6 protein-coding genes are annotated in these 5,679 nt (G+C 62.1%); 4 read left to right on the top strand and 2 right to left on the bottom strand.

The window, feature by feature from the left end; genetic code table 11:
* Nucleotides 1–29: 29 nt before the first annotated feature.
* Nucleotides 30–326 carry a transposase family protein gene (locus ABD287_RS18045; protein ID WP_344174686.1) on the bottom strand — a complete coding sequence of 99 codons (297 nt, stop codon included), beginning with the start codon at nucleotides 324–326 and terminating at the stop codon, nucleotides 30–32.
* A gap of 496 nt (nucleotides 327–822) precedes the next feature.
* Between ABD287_RS18045 and ABD287_RS18040 the strand changes: the two genes are divergently transcribed.
* From ABD287_RS18040 to ABD287_RS18025, 4 genes are all read left to right on the top strand, one after another.
* Complete coding sequence (locus tag ABD287_RS18040; RefSeq protein WP_344174684.1) at nucleotides 823–1,530, top strand: YiiX/YebB-like N1pC/P60 family cysteine hydrolase; 708 nt, start codon at nucleotides 823–825, stop codon at nucleotides 1,528–1,530.
* A 129-nt stretch (nucleotides 1,531–1,659) separates the two neighbouring features.
* A complete protein-coding gene (locus ABD287_RS18035; RefSeq protein ID WP_344174682.1) occupies nucleotides 1,660–2,898 on the top strand; it encodes a hypothetical protein in 1,239 nt (412 codons plus the stop codon).
* Between the two features lie 26 nt (nucleotides 2,899–2,924).
* Nucleotides 2,925–3,617: a hypothetical protein gene (locus tag ABD287_RS18030; protein ID WP_344174680.1), complete on the top strand. Its 693-nt coding sequence runs from the start codon at nucleotides 2,925–2,927 to the stop codon at nucleotides 3,615–3,617.
* 128 nt (nucleotides 3,618–3,745) lie between these two features.
* Nucleotides 3,746–4,855: a S8 family peptidase gene (locus ABD287_RS18025; protein WP_344174678.1), complete on the top strand. Its 1,110-nt coding sequence runs from the start codon at nucleotides 3,746–3,748 to the stop codon at nucleotides 4,853–4,855.
* A gap of 62 nt (nucleotides 4,856–4,917) precedes the next feature.
* Here ABD287_RS18025 and ABD287_RS18020 read toward each other — a convergent pair whose 3' ends face one another.
* Nucleotides 4,918–5,538: an LbetaH domain-containing protein gene (locus ABD287_RS18020; protein WP_344174676.1), complete on the bottom strand. Its 621-nt coding sequence runs from the start codon at nucleotides 5,536–5,538 to the stop codon at nucleotides 4,918–4,920.
* Nucleotides 5,539–5,679: the final 141 nt, after the last annotated feature.

Genomic DNA, 5,679 nt, shown 5'->3' with positions numbered 1-5,679 from the left:
CTGAAAGTTTGTCCACAACATACAGACGATCACGCGGTGGCCGCCCCACGTCCAGCCCCGAACCCGCAGGTCAGACCCTGAAGTACGGCTGTCGTACTAAGCACATCCTGCCCCGGCTCGGCGGTCCGGTCGCCGGCCTGGCGCAGGTTCGTTGCCCCGCGCAGCACCGCCAACACCATTAACGTCAACACCGCCGCCACCGCATGCCGCACCCCACGCGGCTTACGCGGGTCCGTGACCTGCGAGAACAGGCAATACAACGACCCGACACCGGACAGGTCGTCGGCGACGATGACGGGCTGGACTGGGGCGTGGGACGCTGACATCAGCGGCCTTTCTCACAGATTACGAGGCGTTAGCACCCACATCATCCACACAGGAAGGCCGCGCCCGCGTCCCGAGGTCAGACCAGCACACCAACACTGACCAGGGACATTCACAAGATCATCCCAACTTTGCTTTGCCTCTGACGGCTACAACTTGGCCGAGGGCGCGACAACGAAACTCTCCAGCGAGATCCGCCGAAGCGACTACACCCTTGGTCCGCTTGGCGCGCGGGGCTCGATCCCGCAGCCTTCTGAGCGTAGCGGCCGTGGCGCGCTCGTACGCGTTGGCACAGAGTAGGTCCTTTGTAAACACCTGCGCCCCAAAATGGCATAGATCACAATGGATAGCCTGTCGGGATTCATTAGCAATACGCTGCAGACGTCCAAATGGCTTGAAAGCACCCCGCATACCGCTGAGGCAAGTCGATGCAATTAAGTATGGGTCGATGCTTTCAGGTTATGGGCAGACGTTTCTCTATCCATCAGGGAGTAGATAGTGCAGCTAAATGTCAAGATTGCAATTGGCCTCGCGGCCACCTGTGCGGCAGCGGCGCTCGTGGGCGCACCGGCTTATGCGTCTTCTGCTTCTCAGGCCGACCCGGTCGCAGAGCTTCTGGCAATGATGCCTGCAGTCGACCCAGCCGAGTTCCGCGCTGAACTGGCCGACCTCGCAGCCGAGGAAAACTCAACTGTGGAAGCGCTCGCCGAGCAGATGCTCGCCGAGGCGAAGCCTCAGGACGTCGACCCAGGCACCGACATTGTGCGTGATGTTCCGGTCCACAACGCGCGCCACAAGGGCGATGTGTTCTACACCGACGCCAAGACTGGTGGTGTCAACCATGGTCATGTGGGGTTCTACGGCGCCAATCGAGACGTTATCGAAGCCCACTCGTCGTCGGGTGTTCGTCACGTCCCCCAGACGCAGGTCAGGGTGAAGGCCGGCTCCGCGCGCGCGCTGGAGTCGAAGAACAACGGGGCCAGGAACGGTGCCGCCGACTATGCCGGTCGTCACGTGGGCAAGAAGTACGACATGGACTTCGTCTCGAACAAGGGTAAAAACGAAGAGGGCAGCTTCAACTGCTCAGAGCTCGTCTGGCGGGGTTTCAAGTCGCAGGGCATTGATGTCGACAAGGACGGTGGCCGCGGCGTTTACCCGCGGGACGTGAGAGACGACAATGACTTCAACACCTACGACAAATACTAGGCCTGTCCTGGGGTGCGCGGCGACCTGCACGATCGCCGCGCACCCCAGTCTTGTGGTTTGATCCATAATTCTCGAAGCTTACTGACTGGTCACTCGTCCCATCACTGACGCGGCAGGCGGGCCAAGACTATGACACTCGGCACCACAACGACGGCCACGATTCGCACACGAACGCGCATCCTCGGAGCTGCCGCTCTTCTGGCCTTGTCGGCGGGCTGTACCGCGGAGGCCACAGCCGACAGCGGCAAACCGGCAACGTCACCCCCTGCAGTGCGCTACCCACACGTCGCCGAACACAAGTTCCCCGAGAGCTACCTCGATAACGCGGCAATGGCCGTTCACCTCAGCACTGGGGCATACGACAAGCCCGAACGTGGCCTCTTGTTTATGTTCAAGAAGGGTGCCGTCGAGACATTCCGTACCGATGGCTTGGACGGCGCACAGTTAACTCGCGACGGCCGCAGGTCGATGTGGATCCCGCAGCTACGGTCAGACACGGTGATAGGACTCGGCGGACGGAACTATCCCCGTACAGCGACCAACCTTGCCAGCACCAGCCACCGGGTCGGCAACGGATACGCCACGTTTTTCAACCACCGACGGTCAGACGTGCCGTCGGGCTACGAATTCAAAATCGCATGGACCCGAAACGGGAAACACCAAGTCGCTACGATTCCGTACTTTGTCCAAACCGCCGGGGTCTGCGGTGGCCGGTTATACGCCATCGGCACCAACCGATACGGGCCCGAGGACCCGCGGCTTCAACCCGCGCTTCTCCTGCGGATCGACCTAACCGACCGCGCACGGACGACATTAGTGGCCCTCGAGAAAGGAACGATTGAGAACAACAAAGCCGGCTACCTCGGAGAGATGCTATGCCATGCCGGCACCCCTCAGGCCATCTGGTTCTCGAACGGCACGGGAAACAATCGCCCGCCCCGATTCTGGCTGACCAGACTAAACCCTTTGACGCGCACACTCGTGACGACAATGCTACACAATATGTCCCCGGAAGATGATGGGCAACACGAGGTCCCCTGGTATGCGATGCGCAGTGCTCACCAGCACCGCGGGCAACTTTACCATATCGATGGCGCTGGCACCCTGAGAGCCACTAGCCCAATCACCGGAAAGGTCGTTTCGACAATACCCCTAGCCGGCGCCCCCCGGGACGCCGACGCATCTGCCGCCACTGGCTGGTTAGGCGACAAGCTGGCCATTCTGTACCAACCAGACGAAGGCGACGCGGTTCTTTCCATCTACCGAATCACGGACGGCACGCAGATCCGCGCTGTCAAAGTCCCCGAAGTAACCGCCGCAATCGCGACCGATGACGCCTTGTGGCCACGCGACCTACTTCTTTTCTGACCGCTACCTCACCCACGAGGAACCACATGCGCCTCTCCAGAACGCTAGCGACAGTCATCGCCACTGCCACCCTATGCATCACTTTGCCGGCAACGCCCGCCACCGCAGACGCCGATCTCGTGCCGGAAATCGTGGCAGAGATGGGAATGGGCATGACCGAGCAACAGTTCCGGACCGATCTCGCCGTCGCTGCGCGCCACCTCAACGCGACAGAAGACGACGTGGCACAGCGGGTACTCACGGAGCTCAAAGCGAAGCAGGTGGACGGAACATTTATCCCATTCGCCCACACGTTACCGGAAGCCCGCGCCGCAGGTGATATCGCGTACGTACCGGCACCGTATGGTGGTATCTACGGGAGCATGATGATTTATGCCACCCGAAGCACCGTAATGGATTTCGTAGCCGGAAAGATTGTCCAGCGCCCGGTTGGCGAAGTGAAAGTCGCCCGGTTCACGCGACTTCTGTCTGTCGACCGACCCGACCAACGCCGCCATGCCGCAGCATGGGCCAAAGCACAGGCCGGCAAGTCCTACGACCACAACTTCGCGATCAACAAGGTCGGACTCGCAGACGACCGGCTGGGAGTCGCAGAGCTGATCTGGCGGGCCTACCGATACGAAGGCGTCAACCTCGATGATGACGGCGGAATCGGTGCCTATCCAATCGATATCTACAATCATCCCGACGTAACCTCATACAAGGTGATTAAACCGTGAAGCTAAACTCGCCGCACGCCCGAAGGACCCTGATCTTTAGCCTCGCGGCATCACTGACCGTTCCTGCGTCAGCGGTGTCCGCTTCAAATCGCCAATCAACAGATCCTGACACGGTCAATGGCGCATACGTGGTGGTATTCAAGCCCGGGGCAACGAACACAGTCGGCGCACCAGCCCTCGCGGACAAGGTAGCCTCCGCTGCCGGCGGACAGGTCGTCGACACCTACCGGCAAGCATTCTTAGGGTTTCAGCTCAAAGGCACGGCCGGCGCGGCCGACCTAGCAGCAAAGGACCGGGACGTCGCCTATGTGTCACCCGTTCTACGCACGCAGGTACCGCCACGTCGGCGGCCACTTTTAACGGAGAATTCGCAGGTTACGAACTGGGGCCTGGACCGAATTGACCAAGCGACACTCCCACTTTCGGGAACACCCTACCGCCCAGTGCGCACCGGGACTGGCGTGACCGTGTACATTATTGACACGGGTGTTCGTTTTACCCACGACGAGTTTGCTGGTCGAGCAGTCGCGGGAACCGACGTCGCTGATGACGGCGAGGGGCCATATCCACCCAGCCCAGGCGAAGATTGCAACGGACACGGCACCCACGTCGCCGGTGTCGCAGCCGGACAAACGTACGGCGTCGCCCCTGCAGCGAAAGTGGTTTCCGTGCGCACCCAGCGGTGCGACGGCCGCGGAGACACGGCGGGCCTGATCAAAGCATTCAATTGGATCCTCGCTAATGCTAGAGGGCCCTCGGTAGTAAATTTGAGTGTCGTGTCCCCGCGTCGAAACCGCGCTCTCGAAGACGCCGCACGGGCGCTCGTAGATGAAGGTATCACCGTAGTCGCCGCAGCCGGCAACGGAGACCGCGGCCCCGTCGACGCGTGCGAACTTTCACCCGGCGCGGTCGACGAGGTCTTCACCGTCAGCGCGACCAGCAACGACGACAACCAACATCCTCAGTACAATTACGGCAGCTGCGTAGACGTCTACTCACCCGGGCTGGGCATCCGGTCGGCAGTCAACGACGATGACAGCGCAAGCGAGACCTGGGACGGAACCTCATTCTCGGCGCCACATGTCTCAGGAGCCGTCGCGCAGTACCTTCAAGACTACCCCCGCGCCAAACCTTCAGAGGTAGTCAAAGCAATCCAACAACGAGCGGTTAAGGATGTGCTGAAGATGTCCCTTCCAGGCCCCAACCTGCTCCTGCAAGTCGATACAGCCGAACGGTAAGCGCTTTGCCGTAAGTCTTGTCTACGACCAAGGGTCATTCAAGTGAAGGTGACCTTGGATCATCACAGTGAGTGACTGGCGGAGGGTTCGGTAGCCCGCCTGCCGCGTTCCGTGGGGCCCGCGGTGCTGTCGGTGACGTAGCCGGCCCGGATCCGTCTCGGAAGGCCGCCGATGTGGAAGCTGCGGCGACGGGCCAGGGGTGGGGACAGGCTGGCACCTCGGGCTAGTCCGCGCAGGCCTGGATCAGCGAATCGTGGCCCGTCGCTGGCGAGGCGGTTGAACGGCGCCGCCCACCACTGCCGGGCGGCCTGCGGTGACGGGAACGGGCCGACGACTGCGGTCTGCACGTAGGTGAACACGCCGTAGACCGGCCCGGTGGCCGGCTCGCCAGCGGCGAGGCCGTCGACGACCGCCCCGGTGCCCACCAACGCCCGCGCGCCCACAATGACCCCGGCCAAAACCACGGCCCCGGAACCGACCTTGCAGGCGTAGTCGAAACGCGGCGGCCGCAGCGGCTGCTCGTTGGCCGCGTCCCGCCAGATCAGCTCCTTGTCGTTGACCGTCCGCACGCCCGCGCCCAGGAACACCCGGTCGCCGATCACCATGTCGGCGGTGATGTGCGACCCGGGCGAGCACAGCACCCCCGAGCCGATCCGGGTGCCGCGTTCCACGGTCAGGGTCACCGCGAGTTGACTGGCCGAACCGATCTCACAAATGACGAGGCGTAGTACGACAGCCGTACTTTTCGGTTACGTGATCAACTCGGCGGTCTCGCGGCGTCGGTAGTGGGCTTTTCGGGCTCGGTGTTGGTGTCGGCGTCGCCA

Source organism: Pilimelia columellifera subsp. columellifera (assembly GCF_039532605.1).
Lineage (GTDB): Bacteria > Actinomycetota > Actinomycetes > Mycobacteriales > Micromonosporaceae > Pilimelia > Pilimelia columellifera.
This window is presented reverse-complemented; position numbering and strand designations above follow the sequence as displayed.

Bases quoted from the DNA above. Each gene is read 5' to 3' on its own strand.
- ABD287_RS18045 (WP_344174686.1), bottom strand. From the start codon at position 326: ATGTCAGCGTCCCACGCCCCAGTCCAGCCCGTCATCGTCGCCGACGAC.
- ABD287_RS18035 (WP_344174682.1), top strand. From the start codon at position 1,660: ATGACACTCGGCACCACAACGACGGCCACGATTCGCACACGAACGCGC.
- ABD287_RS18030 (WP_344174680.1), top strand. From the start codon at position 2,925: ATGCGCCTCTCCAGAACGCTAGCGACAGTCATCGCCACTGCCACCCTA.